The sequence below is a fragment of the Achromobacter sp. GQ309 genome (assembly GCF_059759315.1).
The window spans coordinates 597,409-614,352 of sequence record NZ_JCAXDP010000003.1 but is presented as its reverse complement, the minus strand read 5'-3'; the positions used below and the strand labels follow the sequence as shown (position 1 = coordinate 614,352).

The 16,944-nt window shown below is 65.5% G+C and carries 16 protein-coding genes; 3 read left to right on the top strand and 13 right to left on the bottom strand.

Annotated elements, in window-relative coordinates; translation table 11 throughout:
* Window positions 1-8: 8 nt before the first annotated feature.
* Complete coding sequence (locus AC6CIE_RS12165; RefSeq protein WP_218345135.1) at window positions 9-1,259, top strand: M48 family metallopeptidase; 1,251 nt, start codon at window positions 9-11, stop codon at window positions 1,257-1,259.
* Window positions 1,256-2,158, top strand: a complete 903-nt coding sequence (gene rsgA / locus AC6CIE_RS12160) for a ribosome small subunit-dependent GTPase A (RefSeq protein WP_175137479.1) — start codon at window positions 1,256-1,258, stop codon at window positions 2,156-2,158. The genes AC6CIE_RS12165 and rsgA overlap by 4 nt, the downstream gene beginning before the upstream one ends.
* A gap of 95 nt (window positions 2,159-2,253) precedes the next feature.
* On the opposite strand, the gene AC6CIE_RS12155 is transcribed toward rsgA, so the two are convergent.
* Together AC6CIE_RS12155 and rplS are read right to left on the bottom strand one after the other, a co-directional pair.
* Window positions 2,254-2,985 carry a CoA pyrophosphatase gene (locus tag AC6CIE_RS12155; RefSeq protein ID WP_175137478.1) on the bottom strand — a complete coding sequence of 244 codons (732 nt, stop codon included), beginning with the start codon at window positions 2,983-2,985 and terminating at the stop codon, window positions 2,254-2,256.
* Between the two features lie 123 nt (window positions 2,986-3,108).
* A complete protein-coding gene (gene rplS / locus AC6CIE_RS12150; protein ID WP_175124715.1) occupies window positions 3,109-3,489 on the bottom strand; it encodes a 50S ribosomal protein L19 in 381 nt (126 codons plus the stop codon).
* A 347-nt stretch (window positions 3,490-3,836) separates the two neighbouring features.
* Between rplS and AC6CIE_RS12145 the strand changes: the two genes are divergently transcribed.
* Window positions 3,837-4,709 (top strand): EamA family transporter, encoded by an 873-nt coding sequence (locus AC6CIE_RS12145; RefSeq protein ID WP_498092298.1) that lies wholly within the window; start codon window positions 3,837-3,839, stop codon window positions 4,707-4,709.
* Between the two features lie 33 nt (window positions 4,710-4,742).
* Here the strand turns inward: AC6CIE_RS12145 and AC6CIE_RS12140 are convergent, their stop codons facing one another.
* From AC6CIE_RS12140 to aspT, 11 genes are all read right to left on the bottom strand, one after another.
* The gene (locus tag AC6CIE_RS12140) at window positions 4,743-5,249 is read right to left on the bottom strand and encodes a hypothetical protein (RefSeq protein WP_498092297.1); all 507 of its coding nucleotides are present in this window, start codon (window positions 5,247-5,249) and stop codon (window positions 4,743-4,745) included.
* 76 nt (window positions 5,250-5,325) lie between these two features.
* Entirely contained in the window at window positions 5,326-6,864 is a 1,539-nt protein-coding gene (locus AC6CIE_RS12135) for a PA0069 family radical SAM protein (RefSeq protein WP_498092296.1), read from the bottom strand.
* A 212-nt stretch (window positions 6,865-7,076) separates the two neighbouring features.
* Window positions 7,077-8,375, bottom strand: a complete 1,299-nt coding sequence (locus AC6CIE_RS12130) for a sulfate adenylyltransferase subunit 1 (RefSeq protein ID WP_498092295.1) — start codon at window positions 8,373-8,375, stop codon at window positions 7,077-7,079.
* 42 nt (window positions 8,376-8,417) lie between these two features.
* The gene (gene cysD / locus AC6CIE_RS12125) at window positions 8,418-9,326 is read right to left on the bottom strand and encodes a sulfate adenylyltransferase subunit CysD (RefSeq protein ID WP_175137476.1); all 909 of its coding nucleotides are present in this window, start codon (window positions 9,324-9,326) and stop codon (window positions 8,418-8,420) included.
* Between the two features lie 39 nt (window positions 9,327-9,365).
* Entirely contained in the window at window positions 9,366-10,109 is a 744-nt protein-coding gene (locus AC6CIE_RS12120) for a phosphoadenylyl-sulfate reductase (RefSeq protein WP_498092294.1), read from the bottom strand.
* A complete protein-coding gene (locus AC6CIE_RS12115) occupies window positions 10,106-11,170 on the bottom strand; it encodes a sulfate/molybdate ABC transporter ATP-binding protein (RefSeq protein ID WP_175124718.1) in 1,065 nt (354 codons plus the stop codon). The genes AC6CIE_RS12120 and AC6CIE_RS12115 overlap by 4 nt, the downstream gene beginning before the upstream one ends.
* Before the next feature lie 27 nt (window positions 11,171-11,197).
* Complete coding sequence (gene cysW, locus AC6CIE_RS12110) at window positions 11,198-12,097, bottom strand: sulfate ABC transporter permease subunit CysW (RefSeq protein WP_175124719.1); 900 nt, start codon at window positions 12,095-12,097, stop codon at window positions 11,198-11,200.
* Window positions 12,094-12,984, bottom strand: a complete 891-nt coding sequence (gene cysT / locus AC6CIE_RS12105; protein WP_218345141.1) for a sulfate ABC transporter permease subunit CysT — start codon at window positions 12,982-12,984, stop codon at window positions 12,094-12,096. Before cysT ends, cysW begins: the two co-directional genes overlap by 4 nt.
* Before the next feature lie 24 nt (window positions 12,985-13,008).
* Entirely contained in the window at window positions 13,009-14,037 is a 1,029-nt protein-coding gene (locus tag AC6CIE_RS12100; protein ID WP_175124721.1) for a sulfate ABC transporter substrate-binding protein, read from the bottom strand.
* Between the two features lie 213 nt (window positions 14,038-14,250).
* On the bottom strand, window positions 14,251-14,892 hold the full coding sequence (locus AC6CIE_RS12095; protein WP_175124722.1) for a peroxiredoxin: 642 nt from the start codon (window positions 14,890-14,892) through the stop codon (window positions 14,251-14,253).
* A gap of 220 nt (window positions 14,893-15,112) precedes the next feature.
* Window positions 15,113-16,813 (bottom strand): aspartate-alanine antiporter, encoded by a 1,701-nt coding sequence (gene aspT, locus AC6CIE_RS12090; RefSeq protein ID WP_175137471.1) that lies wholly within the window; start codon window positions 16,811-16,813, stop codon window positions 15,113-15,115.
* Between the last annotated feature and the right edge of the window lie 131 nt (window positions 16,814-16,944).

The window sequence follows — 16,944 nt, the reverse complement described above, 5'->3', positions numbered from 1 at the left end:
CTTTGCCCATGTTCACACTGCTGTTCGTTGCCTTCCTGCTGACCGATATTGCCGTGCGCATGTGGCTGGCGTCACGCCAGATCCGCCATGTCGCCCGCAATCGCGACCAGGTGCCCGCGGAATTCTCCCATCGCATCGGGTTGACCAGCCATCAGCGGGCAGCGGATTACACCGTGGCGCGGGTTCGGCTGGGCATGCTCGAGCGCACCTATGACGCCCTGGTGCTGGTCGCCCTGACGCTGCTGGGCGGCCTGCAGTTCATCGACCTGATGGTCAGCCAGCTTACCAGCAACGACTTCGTGCGGCAGATGCTGCTGCTGGTGGTGGTTGCGCTGGTGCTGGGCCTGCTCGGTCTGCCCTTCACGCTTTGGCGGCAGTTCAAGCTGGAGGCGCGTTTTGGTTTCAACCGCATGACGCCGGGGCTGTTCGTCGCCGACGCCGCCAAGGGTCTCCTTGTTGCGGCGGTATTGGGCCTGCCGCTCGCCGCCGCGGTGCTGTGGCTGATGGGCAGCGCCGGCGCCTACTGGTGGATCTGGGCCTGGGCGCTATGGACCGTGTTCAACCTGGCCCTGCTGATCATCTACCCGATGTTCATCGCCCCGCTCTTCAACAAGTTCACGCCGCTGTCCGACCCTGAACTGGCCGGCCGCATCCAGCGTCTGGCGCAGCGCTGCGGCTTTGCCCTGAATGGCCTGTTCGTCATGGACGGCTCGCGCCGCTCGGCCCACGGCAACGCGTATTTCACAGGCTTCGGAAAATCCCGCCGCATCGTATTCTTCGATACCCTGCTGGCCCGCCTGAACGCCGACGAAATCGAGGCCGTACTGGCGCACGAGCTGGGGCATTTCGCCAAGCGCCACATCATCAAGCGCGTGATCTTCAGCTTTGCCGCCGCGCTGGTGTTCTTTGCCATCCTGGGCTGGATCGCGCAGCAGCCGTGGTTCTATGTGGGCCTGGGCGTGATGCCGCAATTGGGCGGCCGCAACGACGCCATGGCGCTGCTGCTGTTCTTCCTGGTCATTCCTGTATTCACCTTCATGCTGACGCCGCTGGCCAGCTGGTACTCGCGCCGCGACGAATTCGAAGCGGACCGCTATGCCGCCGAGCAAAGCTCGCCGGACCGTCTGGTCTCGGCGCTGGTCAAGCTGTACGACGACAACGCTGCAACCCTGACGCCCGACCCTGTGCATTCCGCCTTTTACGACAGTCACCCTCCTGCCGCCGTGCGCATCCGCCACCTGATGGCGGCCGCCGCATGAGCGCGCCGATGGAAGGCCGCATCATCGCCGCGCATGGCCGCCACTACACCGTGGAATTGGCCGATGGGGCCCTACGCAAGTGCTTCCCGCGCGGCAAGAAAACCGGCGCCGCAGTGGGCGATCGGGTCAAGATCACGCCGCAAGGCAAGGACGAAGGCGCCATCGACGCCATTCTGCCCCGCAGCAACCTGCTCTATCGTTCCGACGAAATGCGGTCCAAGCAGTTTGCATCCAACGTCGACCAGTTGCTGATCGTCGTGGCTGTCCGGCCCACCTTTTCGGACGACCTGACCGGCCGCGCGCTGGCGGGCGCATGGAGCGCCGGCATCGCGCCCCTCATCATCCTGAACAAGACGGACCTGACCGACGAGCTGCCGGCCGCGCGCGCGCGGCTCGCGCCCATCGCGGCGCTGGGCGTGGACATCATCGAACTGAGCGCGCTCGAGCCCGAAAAAGTCCACACGTTGCTGGCGCCGCGCCTGGCCGGCCGCACGAACCTGCTGCTGGGACAGAGCGGCATGGGCAAATCCACGCTGCTCAACGCGCTGGTGCCGGATGCCGCCGCAGCGACGCGCGAGCACTCCACCGCGCTGGACATGGGCAAGCACACGACCACCAGCACCCGGCTCTACCATTTGCCGGCGCCGGGGGGCGACCTGATCGATTCACCGGGGTTCCAGGCCTTCGGTCTGCATCACCTGACGCGGGATGACATCATTCGCGGGTTTCCGGAGTTCACGCAGCCCATCGAGGAATGCCGCTTCTACAACTGCACGCACCGCCACGAACCCGGGTGCGGGGTGGTGGCGGCGCTGCAGAGCGGCAGGATCGATCCGGCGCGCTACGCGCTGTACGAACGCATCCTTGAAGAAAACCTGGCGGGCCAGCAGCGCTACTGACGCTTGCCGCGCCCCCCATTGAAAACGGCCCCATCGGGGCCGTTTGCTTGTGCGGGCCTGCACGCCCGATCTTCCGAAGCGGATTCAAAGGCCAATCAGCGCGGCGTGAATCCGTGGCGCAGCAAGTGATAGAGGTTGCGCAGCATGCCCGCAGTGGCGCCCCAGATGAAGTGCTTGCCGTACGGCATGCCGTAATACTGGCGCACCCGTCCGTCATCGAGCCGGGCTTCATAAAGGCGATGATTGGCCGGGTCCATCAGGAACGACAACGGCACCTCGAACACCTCGGCCACTTCGAACGCGTCGGGCGCCAGTTCAAAACCCGGCCGCACCAGCGACACCACGGGAATGATCGAAAAGCCGGTCGCCGTCAGGTACGGCGGCATGCTGCCCAGGACTTCGACATGATTGGCCGGCAGGCCCGTTTCTTCTTGGGCTTCGCGTAGCGCCGCATCCACCGGCGTGGCGTCGCTGGTCTCGATGCGACCGCCGGGAAAGCTGATCTGGCCCGCGTGGTCGTGCAGATGCGCCGCGCGCTGAGTCAGCATGATGTTCACGCCCTCGTCGCGCGTCACCAGCGGGATCAGCACGGCAGCGGGCACAGGCGTGCCCTCGCGGCCGGGATAGCGAAGATCGTTGTCGCGCGACAGCTCCAGCGTCCAGGTGGACGGCTGGCTCAGCGTGCCGCGCAGGGAATCCGGCGTCAGCAGGCGGGTGGGCACGGGCGGCAGCGATTCGTTGGCCACCACCCACGGTTGCGTCGCCGGGTCGAATCCGGGGCGCGCCAGCGGCCGTCGAGGCCGCGCGGAGGACGAGGTTTCAGACATACGCTCAGAAGTAAGAAAAAAGGCACCCTCGCAGGTGCCTTTTTAACCCGGAAAACCGTGCCGGACGGAAACGCGGATTGGCGTGAACGTCCGACACTGTCAGGGCCGTGTACCGATAAGCGATCAAGCCGCGGGGGCTTGCTTGCTGACCAGCTTTTCCTTGATGCGAGCCGACTTGCCCGAGCGCGAGCGCAGGTAGTACAGCTTGGCGCGGCGCACGTCGCCGCGGCGCTTCACTTCGATGCTGGCGATTTGCGGCGAGTACAGCTGGAACGTACGTTCCACGGCTTCACCCGACGAAATCTTGCGCACGGTGAACGCGGAGTTCAGGCCGCGATTGCGCTTGGCGATAACAACGCCTTCGAAAGCCTGCACGCGCTTGCGGGTGCCTTCAACGACGTTGACGCTCACGATGACGGTGTCACCAGGAGCAAATTCAGGCTTGGCTTGACCGCCGGTCAGACGGGCAATTTCTTCCTGTTCCAGGATAGCGATGAGGTTCATGTGAACTCCTAGATCATCATGTCTTTGCGGACTAAAACTTTTGCCGATCGATGTTGTTCACGCCCGGCTTTCGCGTGGCCCAGGATTCCAGACTGAAGAATCAAGACTTCGGCCACATCCGGCCTGGTGCGTGTGCATGGCAACCTGTCCACTAGGTAAGCCGCAGTGCGGTTTTCCTGTTGGCGTGTATTGCGATGCTATGCCGCAAGCAGAGGATGAGATTTGGCAAACCGATGATTCTACACCAAAAATTCCCCAGAGCCTCGGGTAACATGTGCGCCTTGAGCACGGTTTGCGGTACCCTTCCAACTCCCTGTAACAAACACGTCATCTGACGCTGTTCCCTCATGTCGTACTCGTCCCTGATATTGGTCGTCCTGGCGGCGATGGCCCACGCCACGTGGAACCTCCTTGCCAAGCGCGCGGCCATGGTGGGCGCGCCGTTCGTCTTTGCCTACGGCTTGTGCGCGACGGTGCTGTATGCGCCGTGGGTGATCTGGGTGCTGATGCACGACGGCATGAACTGGACCTGGCCCGTCGTGGGCGCCATCCTGACATCCAGCCTGTTGCATCTGGGCTACAGCCTGTGCCTGCAGCGCGGCTATCAGGTGGCCGACCTGTCCGTGGTGTATCCGATTGCGCGGGGCACCGGCCCCCTGCTGTCGACGACAGGCGCTTTCCTGCTGCTGGGCGAACCCGCCACCAGCTCCGGCATCACCGGCATGCTGTGCGTCGTGGCCGGCGTGCTGCTGATCGCCACCCAGGGTCGGCTCGCTATCTTCAAGCAGGCTCAGGCGTGGATCGGCGTGCGTTGGGGCGTGGTGATCGGCCTGTTCATCGCGGCCTATACGGTGGTGGACGCGTACGGCGTGAAAGTGCTGCTGATCAGTCCGGTGCTGTTCGACTGGTTTACCTGTGTGACCCGCACCGCCATGATGACCCCGCATATGCTGCGCCGCCCCACCCAATCGTGGGAATCCATGCGCGGCCATTGGCATCTGGCACTGGCCGTGGGGTTTCTGTCGCCGCTGGGGTACATCCTGGTGCTGTATGCGCTGCGCAACGGCGCGCCGCTAAGCCTGGTGGCGCCTGCCCGGGAAATGTCCATGATGCTCGGCACCCTGGCCGGCATGTTCCTGCTGCGCGAAAAAGTGGGCGTGGGCCGTCTGGCTGGTTGCGTGTCCATTCTGGCGGGCGTGATCCTGCTGGGGTCGAGCTGACCGCCGCCGCGGGTCGTCAGAAGCCAGCGGCCATCAGAAGCCGCCAGCCACGCCCAACCACATCAGGCCGGGGATCATCGCGCCCCAGGCCAGCACCAGCACTACGTCCGTAATCATGGCTTTCATCGTGAGCTGATTGGCCACCGGCTGCGCCTTGGCGTCTCCGATGCTGTGATTGCGCGCCGCAGCGACGGGCGCGGCCGGCGTGGAAGTGGCAGCGTCGGCAACGGGCAGACCCGCCAGTACGCCAGCCGCCGGAAGGCCGGCCGCCGGGACGCCAACCGCTGGAGCACTGGCCGCCGGCGCGACGGCCTCCCCTGCGGCGCCCGAGACTTCCTCGGGGGTGGGCGCCGGGGGGAACGGCCAGCGGGCGGGCATGCGCGTCGACCGTGCCGGCTGGCCGGACATCGTGCCGCTCCAGGGCATCGCCATGCCGGTCAGCCGGGCGCAGAAGATGCGCGCGCGGTTGGCGCCGCGGCGCAGCGGATTCAGGGAAACGACAAGCTCATCCGGCAGGACGGAAAAATCAGCGGTGTTCATGGGAACTCCTTGGATAAACGTTCCAGCGCCGAGGCAAATCGCCCTGGCATGCACCCGAGGCAACAGCAGCCTGCGGTCAATCGAACAAAGACAATTGGCCGGCCGCCATGGCGCGCAACTGGCGCGCACCGCGCCCGTATGCGCCGCTGACCGCGGGCAAACCACCAGGAAAAGGGACCCCTGAAGACGCTTTCGCGCCAACCGGGGATTGAAAATCGGTAGCGGCATTGGCGGAGCCGGCCGCGTTGCCGGCGCCAGCCGTGCGGGCATCGCCAGCAACGCTGGTTGATCCCGACGGCGTTGCGGCTACGCCGGTTGCAGCACCCGCTGCGTCAACTCCTGCAGCTCCGGACGCCGAGCCATCGAATAGCGACGCTGAGGCACCGGGCGCCGCGGGCGGCACGAACCGGCTGCAATCGAGCGACAGGCGGGTACGGTTCAGCCCCAGCTTGCGCGTGGCAACGGCAAAACGCTGGCGCAGCAGGTCAGCCCAGATGCCCGTGCCGCGCATGCGCGACCCGAAGTTGGGATCGTTGCGGCGGCCGTTGCGCAGGTCTTCGATGCGATGCAGGACGCGTTGCGCGCGGTCCGGGTAATGGGCGTTGAGCCAGTCCTCGAACAGCGTCTTGACCTCCCAGGGCAGGCGCAGGACCGTGTAGCTGGCGTAATGCGCGCCGGCCGCCTTGGCCTCCTGGAGGATGTGTTCCATGGATTCGTCGTTGATGAACGGAATGACCGGAGCCACCAGCACGCCCACCGGCACGCCGGCGTCGGTGAGGCTGCGCACCGCTTCCAGGCGGCGCCACGGCGCGGCGGCGCGCGGTTCCAGCGTGCGGGCCATGCCGGCATCCAGCGTGGTGATGCTGATGTAGACCACCACGAGATTCTGCTGCGCCAGAGCCGCCAGCAGGTCCAGGTCGCGGGCAACCAGCGCGTTCTTGGTGACGATGGTGACCGGGTGGCGGGTTTCAAGCGCCAGTTCGAGCATGCCGCGCGTCAGGCGCCAGTCGCGCTCGATGGGCTGGTAGGCGTCGGTGGCCGAGCCGATATTGATGGGCGACGGCTTGTAGCCGGGGCGGGCCAGTTCGGCGCGCAGGGCCTCGACCGCATTGGCCTTGGCGACCAGCCGGGTTTCGAAGTCCAGCCCGGGTGAATAACCCAGGTAGGAATGCGTGGGCCGGGCATAGCAGTACACGCAACCGTGCTCGCAACCGCGGTACGGATTGGCAGCCACTTCAAAGGGAATGTCAGGGGAATCGTTGCGCGACAGGATCTTGCGCGCCTCTTCTGCAGTGACCGTGGTTTTAGGGGCGGCCGGCGTGGAGCGCGTGTCGGGCAGGATGGGGATGACCGTGGCGCGGGCAGCAGCGCCTGCAGTCTGTTCAACCGCAGCGGCTTGCCCGGCAGACGATGAAATATCGGGAAAGGAATCGGGGACAGAATCGACGAAGTCGGCAGGCAGACCGGAAGCGGACCAGCCGTCGTCGACCTGCACGCGGTCATCGCGCTGAAAGCGATGCCGAACATTAGTAACCGCACCCCGACCGCGCAAGGCGGCGGGGGCGGCAGCCGGGGACCCAGAACCGGCGGGAAAAGAATGATCGGTGCGTGCCATAAAAACTACTGTACAAAAACACAGTGGTTTTGACAAGCACCAAAAGCCTTTTCGTAAGACAGCCCAACTTTACCGCAAGAAGAAGACATCGTCTGAACAATTCGATTTCATCTTGCGATATGGCCCGGAAACCCGCGCCAGCATTGGGTTTGGACGAAAAACAACACGAAAAAACGGGCCGCGCGGGCCCGCCTTTCATCCAAAATTGCGGTTTACCGCAGCATGCCCGCCGCGGCCGTCTGATGTGTGGCTTCGTCGATCAGAATGAACGCGCCGGTCGCCGCCACATCGTCATAACGATCAACCGCCAGCGACTCGCGCGTCGTCAGCGTCACGCGTCCGATGTCGTTCATGCGCAAGGTGCCTTCTGTGTTCTCGACCTCCTGCAGTTCATGGATGTCCCGACGCGACAACACCGCGCGCACCTTCGCCGACGTCAGCCGCGTGCCTGACTTCAGCAGATACTTGCGCGCAGGATTCAACGCCTGCGCATCCAGCCAGCACAGTTCGGCTTCGAACTCGCGCGAGACCTGCGCCGGCGCTGCGGTGTGCACGATCACGTCACCGCGCGACACGTCGACGTCGCGGTCCAGCACCAGCGTGATCGAATCGCCAGCCACCGCTTCATCCAGCGCACGATCAAACGCACGCATTTCCTGCACCACCGCCGTCACGCCCGACGGCTGCACCGTCACTTCGTCGCCGGGGCGCAGCACGCCGCTGGCGACGCGGCCGGCATAGCCGCGGAAATCATCCGCGCGATCGCCGCCATGACGCGACACCCACTGCACCGGAAAGCGCAGCGGCAAGGTGCGGCCGTCGCCCGACAGATCCAGCGATTCCAATAGGGCGAGCAGCGGCTGCCCTTCGTACCAGGGCGTCTTGGCAGACAACGTGACGACGTTGTCGCCGCTCAGCGCCGACAGCGGCAGCGCGTCGAAGTGCGGGATGCCCAGCTTGACCGCCAGGTCCGCATAGGCATCGCGGATGCGTTCGAACACCGCGCGGTCCCAGTCCACCAGGTCCATCTTGTTGACCGCCACGACGATGTGGCGGATGCCCAAGAGACGCGCGATGGTGCTGTGCCGCTTGGTCTGCGGCAGCAGCTTGCCGTCGGCGGCGCGGGTCGCGTCGATCAGGATCACGGCGACGTCCGCGGTCGACGCGCCGGTCACCATGTTGCGCGTGTACTGCTCGTGGCCCGGCGCGTCGGCGATGATGAACTTGCGCGTGGGCGTCGAGAAGTAGCGGTAGGCGACGTCGATGGTGATGCCCTGCTCCCGTTCGGCTTCCAGGCCGTCGGTCAGCAGCGAAAAGTCGATGCCGTCGCCCGCCACCCGCTTGTGCTTGGCGCGCGAGATCGCGTCCAGCTGATCGGCGAAGACGCCCTTGCTGTCGTACAGCAGGCGGCCGATCAGCGTGGATTTGCCGTCATCGACGGAGCCCGCCGTGATCAGCCGCAGCACGCCGGTGTCGGCGCCGGAAAGAAAGGAATCGTTCAGTGCATTCATGTGGTTCCCCAGGCGCCGGCATGCGCCGGCGCGTCATCTCATTCAGAAATAACCTTCCTTCTTGCGGCGCTCCATCGAGGCCTCGGAAGTCTGGTCGTCCATGCGCGTGGCGCCGCGCTCGGTGATGTCCGTCACGGCGGTCTCGGCGATGATGGCCATGGTGTCGGCGGCGTCGGAGGCGACCGGGCAGGTGCACGAGATGTCGCCCACCGTGCGGAACCGGACGGACAGGCGCTCAACCTGTTCGCCTTCCGCCGGCGGCGTCAGGCGGGTAACGGGCACCAGCAGGCCCTTGCGGCGCACCACCTCGCGCTCGTGCGCGTAATAGATCGGCGGCAGCGCCAGCTGTTCGCGCTGGATGTACTGCCAGACATCCAGCTCGGTCCAGTTCGAGATCGGAAAGACGCGCATGTTCTCGCCGCGATGCACGCGGGTGTTGAACAGGTTCCAGAGTTCGGGGCGTTGAGCCTTGGGATCCCACTGCCCGAACTCGTCTCGGAACGAAAAGATGCGTTCCTTGGCGCGCGCCTTTTCCTCGTCGCGGCGCGCGCCGCCGATGCAGGCGTCGAACCCGAACTCCTCGATGGCTTCCAGCAGCGTCACGGCCTGGGCCGCGTTGCGCGAATCGGTCTCGCGGCGCAGCACGACGCTGCCGCGCTTGATCGAGTCTTCAACGCTGCGCACGATCAGGGTTTCGCCCAGCTCGGCCGCGCGGGCATCGCGAAAGGCGATCACCTCGTCGAAGTTGTGGGCGGTGTCGATGTGCATCAGCGGAAACGGAAAGCGCCCCGGCCGGAAGGCCTTTTCGGCCAGGCGCAGCAGCACGACGGAGTCCTTGCCGCCCGAAAAGAGCAGGACGGGCTTTTCGCATTCGGCGGCGACTTCGCGCAGGATAAAGATCGCTTCCGATTCCAGCCAATCCAGGTGGCTGCGTTGGATCACGGCAGACATAGATATTCCCCTAAAACAATTTTGAATTCATGGCCGCGCTCAATCGGCGCGCGCCGCAATGGTGATGACCCGGTTGCCCGCATGCAGGCCGCATTCCTTCGAGTCGGACGACTCCCACCACCAGCGCCCTGCCCGCAGGTCTTCGCCGGGGCGGATGGCGCGCGTACAGGGTTCGCAACCGATGGACGGGTAGCCCTGGTCGTGCAGCGGGTTGTACGGAATGCCAAGCGCGCGGATGGCGGACCAGATCTCGTCCTCGCTCCACTCGGCCAGCGGGTTGAACTTGTAGAGGCCAAAGGTCGCGTCGTCCTCTTCCAGCAGCAGCTCGCCGCGCGTCGTGGACTGGGCGCGCCGTTGTCCGGTGATCCAGGCGCCCCGTCCGGCCAGCGCGCGCTTCAAGGGCTCGACCTTGCGGATCTGGCAACAGGCCTTGCGCAGATCGACGCTTTCGTAAAAGGCATAAGCGCCGTGCGCCGCGACGTGCTCGTCGACCGCCGCCTGAACGGGCCGGTACACGGTGACCTCATGGCCATAGCGCTCCCGCACGGCGTCCAGCACGCCCAGCGTCTCGGCGTGCAGGCGGCCGGTATCCAGAGTGAACACTTCCAGGTCCAGGCCGCCGTCGTAGATGGCGTGTGTCAGCACCATGTCTTCGGCCGCCAGCGACGACGCCAGCGCGGCGTCCGGATAACGGCGCTGGATGTCCGCCAGGCGCTCGGTCAGATCGCGCCAGCGCGCCGCCAGCGCCGGGGTCAGTTCAACGGAGGTATCGGTCGTCGTCATGGCTGCACCGCAAAGATGCGCGCCCGGCGGGGACGCGCGAGCAGGATTTCGCCGTCCCGCAGATTCAGCTCCTGATACAGCGATTCGGGTACCTCGGCTTCGATGATCGCGTCCGTGTCCTGGCGCGCCAGTTCCAGATACGCGCTGGGACCGGCCAGATAGGCGTGCGACAGACGGACCGGGATGCCATCCGCGCCGGCGCGATAACGCTCGACCTCGAACTCGTGCGGACGCACGTACGCGGTGGCGCGCTGCGCATCGGCCTGCGCCAGCTCCGGGGCGGGCAGCGACAGGCCCGCCCCTTCGAACACGCCACGCGTGGCCGTGCCCTGGAGCTGGTTCACGTCGCCCAGGAAGCCGTAGACGAACGGCGTGGCCGGACCTTCCCAGACCTCGCGGGGCGTGCCCACCTGCTCAATGCGGCCGGCGTTCATCAGCACCACGCGGTCCGAGACTTCCAGCGCCTCTTCCTGATCGTGCGTGACGAACACGCTGGCCACGTGCAACTCGTCGTGCAGCCGCCGCAGCCAACGGCGCAATTCCTTGCGGACCTTGGCGTCCAGGGCGCCGAACGGTTCGTCCAGCAGCAGCACGCGCGGCTCGACCGCCAGCGCACGCGCCAGGGCAATGCGTTGGCGTTGTCCGCCCGACAATTGCGCCGGATAGCGGTCGGCCAGCCAGTCCAGTTGCACCAGGCCCAGCAGGTCGTGCACCTTGCGCTTGATCTGGTCCTCGGACGGGCGCTGCGAACGGTGCTTGACGCGCAAGCCGAACGCCACGTTCTCGAACACCGTCATGTGCTTGAACAGCGCGTAGTGCTGGAACACGAATCCCACCTGGCGCTGGCGCACGTCCACCGCGGTGGCGTCCTCGCCGGCGAACAGCACGCTACCCGAATCGGCCGATTCCAGCCCGGCGATGATGCGCAGCAGCGTCGTCTTGCCGCAGCCCGACGGGCCCAGCAGCGCCACGAGTTCGCCGGTTTCGATGTGCAGCGACACGTCGTTCAGCGCGCGGAACTGTCCGAACCGCTTGGATAGATTGCGTACTTCGATACTCATGCCTGTCTCCTTGTCCGGCCGGTCACGTCAGGCGACCGCCGGCTTGATGGCTACCGCGGCGCCGGGATACTCCACCGGCTGGTCCGCGTTCTGCTGCAGGCGCGCGTTGCGCCACTCGACCACGTTCTTGGCCACCAGCGTCACCAGCGCCAGCAGCGCGAGCAGCGAGGCAACGGCGAACGCCGCGGAATACTGATATTCGTTGTAGAGAATCTCGACATGCAGCGTCATCGTGTTGGTCAGCCCGCGGATCTGGCCCGACACCACCGACACCGCGCCGAATTCGCCCATGGCCCGCGCATTGCACAGGATCGCGCCGTACAGCAAGCCCCACTTGATGTTCGGCAGCGTCACCCGCCAGAAGATCTGCCAGCCGCTCGCACCCAGCGTCAGCGCCGCCTGCTCTTCCTCGCTGCCTTGCGCCTGCATCAGCGGGATAAGCTCGCGCGCGACGAACGGAAAGGTCACGAACAACGTCGCCAGAATGATGCCGGGCACCGCGTAGACGATCTTGATGTCGTGGGCCTGCAGCCATTCGCCAAACCAGCCCTGCGAGCCGAACAGCAGCACGAACACCAGGCCCGCCACCACCGGCGACACCGAGAACGGCAAGTCGATCAGCGTGATCAGGAACTGCTTTCCGCGGAACTGGAACTTGGTGATGGCCCACGCGGCGGCGACGCCGAACACCAGGTTCACCGGCAAGGCGATGGCCGCGACCAGCAACGTCAGCCGGATGGCCGCCCAGGCGTCCGGCTCGACGATCGCTTCAAGATAAAGCGCCCATCCCTTGCGGAAAGCCTCGGCAAACACGGCCGCCAGCGGCACCAGCAGAAACAGCGCCAGAAATCCCAGCGCGATGAACAGCAAAACGCCGCGCACCCAGCGCGGCTCGGTCAAATGCGCGGGACGATCCGGTGCGCTCATGACTGCCTCCCCAGGCCGCGGCGCGCCTGCCAGCCCTGCAACAGGTTGATGATGAGGAGCAGCACGAACGACAGCACCAGCATCACGGTCGCGATGGCGGCCGCGCCGGCGTAGTCGAACTGCTCCAGCTTGGAAATGATCAGCAGCGGCGTGATCTCGGACACCATCGGCATGTTGCCGGCGATGAACACCACCGAGCCGTACTCGCCCACCGCCCGCGCGAACGCCAGCGCAAAGCCCGTCATCAGGGCCGGCATGATCGTCGGCAGCAGCACGCGCCGGAAGGTCTGCCAGCGGTCCGCGCCCAGGCTGGCGGCGGCCTCTTCGATTTCGCGCTCCACGTCTTCGAGCACCGGCTGCACCGTGCGCACGACGAACGGCACCCCGATGAAGATGAGCGCGATGACGATACCCAGCGGCGTGAACGCCACCTTCAGGCCGAACCAGTCGGACAGCGGCCCGCCCAGCCAGCCCTTCTGCGAATACAGCGCCGTCAGCGCGATGCCCGCCACCGCCGTCGGCAGCGCAAACGGCAGGTCGACCAGCGCATCCAGGATCTTCTTGCCGGGAAAGCGATAGCGCACCAGCACCCAGGCGACGACCGTGCCGAACACCAGGTTCACCAGCGCGGCGATGAACGACGCGCCGAAAGTCAGCTTGTACGAGGCCATCACGCGCGGCGCGGTCACCGCGTCCCAGAAACCCTGCCATCCCAGGCCGGCGCTCTTGATGGGCAAGGCGGCCAGCGGGATCAGCACGAGCACGCTGAGATACAGCACCGCGTAGCCCATGGAAATGCCGAATCCGGGCAGTACGCCCGGGCTGTTGCGCCGAACGGCAAAAGGCGCTTGCGCGCCGATTGCCGCCGGGTTCGAGGCTGAAGTCATGGCCGTCGTCCGAACGTTATGCAGTTACTTCTTCTGCGGCTGATAGATCTGGTCAAAGGTGCCGCCGTCGCTGAAGTGATCCTTCTGTGCCTTGCGCCAGCCGCCGAAGATCTTGTCGTCGATGGTGACGAGCTTGACCTTGGGGAATTTGGCTTCGTATTTGGCGGCGACCGTCTTGTCCAGCGGCCGGTAGTAGTTCTTGGCGATGATTTCCTGCGCGGCCGGGGTGTACAGGAATTCCAGATAGGCCTGCGCGGCGGCGCGGGTGCCCTTCTTGTCCACGACCTTATCGACGATGGCCACCGGCGGTTCGGCCAGGATGGACAGCGACGGCACCACGATGTCGAACTTGTCCGGACCCAGTTCTTCCAGCGCCAGGAAAGCCTCGTTCTCCCACGCCAGCAGCACGTCGCCCACGCCGCGTTCCACGAACGTCGTGGTGGCGCCGCGCGCCCCGGTATCCAGCACCGGCACGTGCTTGAGCAGATCGCCGACGAAGGCGCGCGCCTTGTCCTCGCTGCCGCCGTTCTTCTCCAGCGCATACGCCCAGGCGGCCAGATAGTTCCAGCGGGCGCCGCCCGAGGTCTTGGGATTGGGCGTGATGACCTGCACGCCGTCCTTGAGCAGATCGTCCCAGTCCTTGATCTGCTTGGGGTTGCCCTTGCGCACCAGGAACACGATGGTGGACGTGTACGGCGAGCTGTTCTGCGGCAGGCGGGCCTGCCAGTTCTCGGGCAAGAGACCGCGGTCGGCGATGGCGTCGATGTCGTAGGCCAGCGCCAGCGTCACCACGTCGGCTTCCAGCCCGTCGATCACCGAGCGCGCCTGGCGGCCGGAACCGCCGTGCGACTGGCGGATCGTCAGATCGACGTTCGCCTTTTCCTTGTACTGCTTGATGAAGGCGTCATCGATCGCGCGGTAGAGCTCGCGCGTCGGATCGTAGGACACGTTCAGCAGCGTCTGCTTCTGCTGCGCCTGCGCCGGCGCAATCGCGGCAAATGAAACCGTCACTGCGGCCAAGGCGGCCAACCAACCGGCTTTCCTGAAAGACATCCCTTGCTCCCTGTGATCTGCAATGTGGAGGCAAGTTTGCGTGTTGGCCGATCTGAACGGAACGAATCATTATTTGGTTGCTCATCGCCAAGAGGCATATAGGACAGGCATCCCAACAACGAAAAACCGCCGCGATCCTCTATGAAGATCGCGGCGGTTCGGGCGGCGCGGGACCGCGTTCAAGCCGGGGGGCCAACCCCCCATTTTTCGAATTTACTTATTCGGTTGCGGCGTGATGCGCAGGTACGGACGCACGGCCTTGTAGCCCTTCGGGAATTTTTCCTTGATCACCGCTTCGTCCTGCAGGGACGGAACGATGATGACGTCGTCGCCGTCTTCCCAGTTGACCGGCGTGGCCACGCTGTGGCTGTCGGTCAGCTGCAGCGAATCGATGACGCGCAGGATTTCATTGAAGTTGCGGCCCGTGCTGGCGGGATACGTGATGGTCAGGCGGACCTTCTTGTTCGGATCGATGACGAACACCGAACGCACGGTCGCCGTGGCGCTGGCATTCGGGTGGATCATGTCGTAAAGCTCGGAAACCTTGCGATCCTTGTCGGCGATGATCGGGAAGTTGACCGTCGTCGATTGCGTGTCGTTGATGTCTTCGATCCACTTGGCGTGCGAATCGGCGCCATCGACCGACAGGGCCAGGACCTTCACGTTGCGCTTGGCAAACTCGTCGGCCAGTTTGGCCGTGTAGCCCAGTTCGGTCGTGCAAACCGGCGTGAAATCGGCCGGATGCGAGAACAGCACACCCCAGCTGTTGCCCAGGTACTCGTGGAAGCGGATCTTGCCAGCCGAGGATTCCTGCTCGAAATCGGGGGCGACGTCGCCCAGGCGTAGTTGACTCATGATGTCTCCTGTACGGGATTCAGTTGTAGGGACCGGCTGACGGTCCGGCATGGACTGCAGCGGGCAATCGCGTTTCGTGGCGGAGGTTGCCGTGTGACGTTACCGCGTGTGAAACGATTCTTCCATCAAACCTTTAGGCGAGGAAATACGCAAGTCATATAACCTTATGCAATATTCGCAGCCGTCTTAACGCCGAGCGCTGGCGGCCCCTGCCACCGGGTCAGCTCAGGTGATAGGCCAGCGACACGATGATCGGTCCCAGCACGGGCAGCAGCACGTTGGCGATCGCGTATGTCACCGTGTAGCCCAGCAGCGGCACCGAGCTGCCGCTGGCGGTCAGGATGGCGCTGATGGCCGGTGTGCTGACATGCTGCCCGGCAATGGCGCCCACCAGCAGCGGCCCCTCGATCTTCAACAGCTTGTGTCCCACCCACAGCGACAGGCACGCGGGCCCCAGCGACACCAGCAGGCCGATCAGCGGCAGCACCGCCCCATGCTCGCGGATCAGCGACAGCGCATCCGGCCCGGCGGACAAGCCCACGCAGGCCACGAAAATCGCCAGGCCCAGGTCCTTGAGCAGTTGCACCGCATGAGCCGGCATGTGCCCGATCGACGGCCGCTTGGCGTTGATCCAGCCGCACACCAGACCGCTGACCAGCGCCCCGCCCCCGCTGCCCAGCGAGACCGGAATCCCCCACAGTCTTGCCCCCAGGCTGCCGATCATCAGCCCGGCCAGAATGCCAAACGCCAGAAACACCAGGTCCGTCACCCCGCTGCGGCGCAATTCGGAACCCAGCGCCGCGCCCGCCTCGGACAGCTCGGGCTCTGCCCCCACCAGGGTGACCAGATCGCCGAACTGCACCACAGTCGCCGGCGTCAGGGGCAGCACGTGGCCGGAACGCGAGATGGATTGCAGGAACACGCCTCGCGCGCGCCGGGCATTGGGCCGCAAAGCCAGCTCGCCCACCGTGTGGCCGTTCACGGCCTTCTTGCTGACGATGACCTGCAGCTCGCTCAATTGCAGGTCGTCCGCGTGCGCCTCGGGCAACTGGATCTCCGGACCGATCACCGATCCGGCGCGCAGGGCAAAGCGGCGCAGCCCCAGCACCACCACGATGTCGCCCGTCGCAAGCACGTAGTCGGGCGTGGCGTCGACGGCCTCGCCGTTGCGCAGGACGCGGCTGATTACGGTGCGCCCGCCCAGTTGCGCCTCCACGTCGCCCACCCGCTTGCCGTCCACGTCCTTGACCATGTGGGCGCGTCCCACCAGACGCGGCAGCGTCGGCAGGCTGGCCTCCTCGTTGTCGCCGGGCGCCGCACCCAGCTTGGCCTCCAGCGCCTTGGACGCTTCGCGCAGGTTGATGCGCAGCAACGCGGGCGCCACCTGGCTGGTAAAGAACACGATGCTGATGAGGCCCACCAGATAGGTCAGCGTGTAGGCGGTGGCGATGTTGGCCTCCATGCGCTGCACTTCCGCGTCCGGCAGGCCCAGGTGCTTGAGCGCCTCGGCGGCGGTGCCCACCACGGCCGATTCCGTCGCAGCGCCCGCCGCCAGGCCTGCAGCAGTGCCGGCATCCAGCCCGAACAGCGGCACGGCCGCCAGCACGATCGTCAGCACCAGCACCGCCTCGATCAGCGGCAGGACGACATAGCGCAGGCTGGACCGGTTTAGGTTCGCGAAGAACTGCGGGCCACCGGAGTAGCCCATGGCGAAGATGAACAGGGCAAACGCCACCTCCTTCAGGTCGCCGCGCATCTGGCAGCCCGTCTGGCCGATCAGCAGGGCGACGATGAGCGTGCCGCACACGCCGCCTAGCTGTATCGGCCCGACCTTCAGCTTGCCGATCAGGTATCCCAAACCCACCGTGACGAACAGCACCGCGATGGGAACGCTATTGAAAAACCCGACCGAACACGTCATAAGTCCACGCCGCCCTGTTGTTGCCTGCTCTGCGGTTGCCTGCTCTGCGGTTGCCTGCTTTGCGGTTGCTTGGCCTGCGGCAGCCCGCGTCGCCCCCAACCGACTGCACGGTTGCCGGCGTCGCGGTTGCC

Bases quoted from the DNA above. Each gene is read 5' to 3' on its own strand.
- AC6CIE_RS12155 (WP_175137478.1), bottom strand. From the start codon at position 2,985: ATGTCTGAAACCTCGTCCTCCGCGCGGCCTCGACGGCCGCTGGCGCGC.
- AC6CIE_RS12145 (WP_498092298.1), top strand. From the start codon at position 3,837: ATGTCGTACTCGTCCCTGATATTGGTCGTCCTGGCGGCGATGGCCCAC.
- AC6CIE_RS12095 (WP_175124722.1), bottom strand. From the start codon at position 14,892: ATGAGTCAACTACGCCTGGGCGACGTCGCCCCCGATTTCGAGCAGGAA.
- AC6CIE_RS12120 (WP_498092294.1), bottom strand. From the start codon at position 10,109: ATGACGACGACCGATACCTCCGTTGAACTGACCCCGGCGCTGGCGGCG.
- AC6CIE_RS12135 (WP_498092296.1), bottom strand. From the start codon at position 6,864: ATGGCACGCACCGATCATTCTTTTCCCGCCGGTTCTGGGTCCCCGGCT.
- AC6CIE_RS12115 (WP_175124718.1), bottom strand. From the start codon at position 11,170: ATGAGTATCGAAGTACGCAATCTATCCAAGCGGTTCGGACAGTTCCGC.
- cysT (WP_218345141.1), bottom strand. From the start codon at position 12,984: ATGACTTCAGCCTCGAACCCGGCGGCAATCGGCGCGCAAGCGCCTTTT.
- rplS (WP_175124715.1), bottom strand. From the start codon at position 3,489: ATGAACCTCATCGCTATCCTGGAACAGGAAGAAATTGCCCGTCTGACC.
- cysW (WP_175124719.1), bottom strand. From the start codon at position 12,097: ATGAGCGCACCGGATCGTCCCGCGCATTTGACCGAGCCGCGCTGGGTG.
- rsgA (WP_175137479.1), top strand. From the start codon at position 1,256: ATGAGCGCGCCGATGGAAGGCCGCATCATCGCCGCGCATGGCCGCCAC.
- cysD (WP_175137476.1), bottom strand. From the start codon at position 9,326: ATGTCTGCCGTGATCCAACGCAGCCACCTGGATTGGCTGGAATCGGAA.
- AC6CIE_RS12165 (WP_218345135.1), top strand. From the start codon at position 9: ATGTTCACACTGCTGTTCGTTGCCTTCCTGCTGACCGATATTGCCGTG.
- AC6CIE_RS12100 (WP_175124721.1), bottom strand. From the start codon at position 14,037: ATGTCTTTCAGGAAAGCCGGTTGGTTGGCCGCCTTGGCCGCAGTGACG.
- AC6CIE_RS12140 (WP_498092297.1), bottom strand. From the start codon at position 5,249: ATGAACACCGCTGATTTTTCCGTCCTGCCGGATGAGCTTGTCGTTTCC.
- aspT (WP_175137471.1), bottom strand. From the start codon at position 16,813: ATGACGTGTTCGGTCGGGTTTTTCAATAGCGTTCCCATCGCGGTGCTG.
- AC6CIE_RS12130 (WP_498092295.1), bottom strand. From the start codon at position 8,375: ATGAATGCACTGAACGATTCCTTTCTTTCCGGCGCCGACACCGGCGTG.